Genomic DNA, 3,148 nt, shown 5'->3' with positions numbered 1-3,148 from the left:
TGTCCAGGACGGCGAGCTCCGTATGGAGTGGACCTACAGCGGGGCGGCTCATGAGGAGGAGACGATCCGGCGGGTCGCCGAGCACACGCTGGACGTCCTGCGGGCGCTGGCCGGCGAGGCGGCCCGGCCCGGCACGGTGGGCTACAGCCCCTCCGACTTCCCGCTGAGCGGCCTGACACAGCAGCAGATCGACGACCTCGTCGGCGAACTGCGCGCGCTGCCCCAGTGGTGGGGAAGCGGCCTGCCCCGTCCACTCGAGGACTGCTATCCCCAGACGCCCGTTCAGCAGGGACTCTGGTTCCAGAGCCAGTACGCCCGGGGCGAGGGCGTCTACCACGTCCAGATGATCCATCGCATCGATCAGGAACTGGACGTGGAGGTCTTCCGGCAGAGTTGGGCCGAGGTCATGCGACGGCATCCGATCCTGCGGACCGGTTTCCGGACCACGGCGGAGAACGATGCCCTCCAACTGGTCTGGGCCGATCTCCCTGTCCCGCTCGAAATCCGGGACTGGCGGTCCGAGAGCCCTGCCGCTCAGCAGGACCGACTGGAGAGTCACCTGCGGGAGGACCGCGTCCGGGGCTTCGACCCCCAGGACGCCCCGCAGTGGCGGATGCTCCTCGTCCGCACGGCCGACCAGCGGTACGAGCTGGTCTGGAGCGCCCACCACGCCATCCTCGACGGCTGGAGCCTCGGCCTGATCCTGAACGATGTGGCCCAGTGGTACGGCGCCCTCAGCCAAGGCCGGCGACTGGACCCGACGCCGTCGCGCCCCTACCGCGACTACGTGTCCTGGCTCCAGCGGCAGGACCTGGGCCAGGCCGAGGAGTACTGGCGCGAAACCCTGCACGGCGTCGAGGAGGCCACCCCGCTGAGCATCGAGCGGCACCCGGCCACGGGGACGACCCCGTCCGGTGCGAGCGGCCAGGAGGAACTCGACGTGTTCTTCGGCGCCGAGGACACCCGCCGGCTGCACGCGCTGGCCAAGGCCAACCGGCTGACCCTCAACACCGTCCTCCAGGGCTGCTGGGCGATCCTGCTCGGCCGCTACACCGGCGCCGATGACGTCGTCTTCGGAACAGTGGTCTCCGGGCGCCCGGCCGACGTGGAGGGCATCGAACGCACCGTCGGCCTCTTCATCAACACGCTCCCCGTCCGGGTGGGGCTGCCCGGGCAGAGCACCGCGCTCGCCTGGCTCCAGGACCTGCAGGAACAGAACCTGCGGATGCGGCAGTACGAGCACAGCCCGCTGGGAAAGGTCCAGCGGTGGAGTGGGCTCCCCGCCGGCGCCCCCCTCTTCGAGAGCCTCTTCGTCTTCGAGAACTACCCCGTGGCGAAGGACGACTCCGCGGCCCTGCGCATCGATCTCACCCGCTCCGAGGAACGGATCGACTACGCCATCGGGCTGGTGGCGACCGTTCCGGAGGACCGGCTCCGGATCACCGTGCAGTACGACACCAGGCGCTTCGAGCGGGACGCGATCGAGCGGATGCTCGGCCATCTCCGCAGCGTCTGCTCCCAGATCGCCCAGGAGCCGGAGACGAGGCTGAGCGGGATCACCGTCCTCACGAAGGAGGAGCGGCAGCAGATCCTGCGCCAGGGCAACTCCACTACCGAGCAGACAGCGGCCGACACCGACTTCGACCTGTCGGCCTACGCGGCGGGGATCAGGAACGCGGAAGAGCGCGAACTTCTTGAGCAACTCCTCGCCGAGGTTCAGGGAATGTCGCCGAGCGATTTCCAGGACCGGACTCCGAGTGCTTCACCGGCTATCGAGACGAGTGACGATCATGAGTGAACTGCTTCCTCGCCTGGAGAACCTGACTGCGGAGCAGCAGGCGATGCTGCGTCTGAGGCTTCAGCAGATCAAGCAGCAGTCAGCGCGTCCGGCGCCCTTTCACGAGCTGTTCGCGGCCCAGGTCCGCCGGTGTCCCGACCGGGTCGCCGTGGCCTTCGGCGATTGCCAGCTCAGTTATGCGGGTCTGGACCGGTGGTCGAACCGGCTTGCGCGTCTGCTGCGGGATCGTGGTGTCGGGCGGGAGAGCCTGGTCGGTCTGTGTGTGCCGCGTTCGGTGGAGATGGTGGTCGGTCTGCTGGCGGTGCTGAAGGCGGGCGGGGCGTATGTGCCGTTGGATCCGGCGTATCCGCGGGAGCGTCTGGCGTACATGGCTGAGGACGCGGGGCTGCGGGTGGTGCTGGCCGAGCGGTCGACGGCCGGGGTGCTGCCCGAGTCCGATGCGCTGGTTCTGACCGTCGAGGACGTCTGGCCGGAGCTCGACCGGTGGCCCGACACACCCCTGGAGACGGGCGGAACCTGCGACGACCTCGCGTACGTGATCTACACCTCCGGTTCCACGGGCCGGCCGAAGGGCGTGCAGGTCACCCATCGCGGCATCCGCGGCATCGCCCGGTGGCAGCACGAGAACTACGGCCTGGACACACCGCAGCGGGTACTGCAGGGAACATCGCTGAGCTTCGACATCTCAGTGTGGGAATTCACGGCGGCATTGCTGTCGGGCGGCACCCTGGTGCTGCCGCCCGCCGGGCTGAAGATGATCGGTTCCGATCTCACCGATCTTCTCGTCGAGCAGGCCGTCGAGAGCATCAACCTGACACCGGCGGCGCTCGCCACGCTTCCGGAGGAGTCACTGCCTTTCCTGCGCTGTGTCTCCGTCGGCGGTGAGGCGTGTCCTCTCGACCTCGTCCGTACCTGGTCTCCCGGCCGGTCGTTCTTCAACGGCTACGGTCCTTCGGAGGCCACCATCGCGGTGAGCGTGGCCCGCTTCGGGCCCGAACTGGAACGCGTCCACATCGGCCGTCCCATCGACGGGGCGCGGCTGTACGTTCTCGACTCCCGTCTCCAGCTCCAGCCGGTGGGTGCCGCCGGTGAGCTGTACATCGGTGGGGCGGGTCTGGCGCGCGGCTATCTGGGGCGTCCCGAGCTGACCGCCGAGGCGTTCATCGCGAACCCGTTCGACGAGGAGGCGGGCAGTCGGCTCTATCGGACCGGCGACCGCGCACGCTTCCTGCCCGACGGGAACGTCGAGTTCCTGGGCCGGGTCGATGACCAGGTGAAGGTTCGTGGTTTTCGGATTGAGTTGGGTGAGATCGAGGTTGCGCTGGTGGGGCATCCGGCGGTGCGTGGTGC

General features: G+C 68.7%; 2 protein-coding genes. Both read left to right on the top strand.

Annotated elements, in window-relative coordinates:
* On the top strand, positions 1-1,798 hold a 1,798-nt coding region (locus ACNPQM_RS43850), incomplete at its 5' end, for a condensation domain-containing protein (RefSeq protein WP_418088378.1).
* Positions 1,791-3,148, top strand: a 1,358-nt coding sequence (locus ACNPQM_RS43845; RefSeq protein ID WP_358863494.1) for a non-ribosomal peptide synthetase, incomplete at its 3' end; no start/stop codon positions are given. The genes ACNPQM_RS43850 and ACNPQM_RS43845, both read left to right, overlap by 8 nt.

This window comes from Streptomyces sp. NPDC056231, assembly GCF_048270745.1.
Classification (GTDB): domain Bacteria; phylum Actinomycetota; class Actinomycetes; order Streptomycetales; family Streptomycetaceae; genus Streptomyces.
This window is presented reverse-complemented; position numbering and strand designations above follow the sequence as displayed.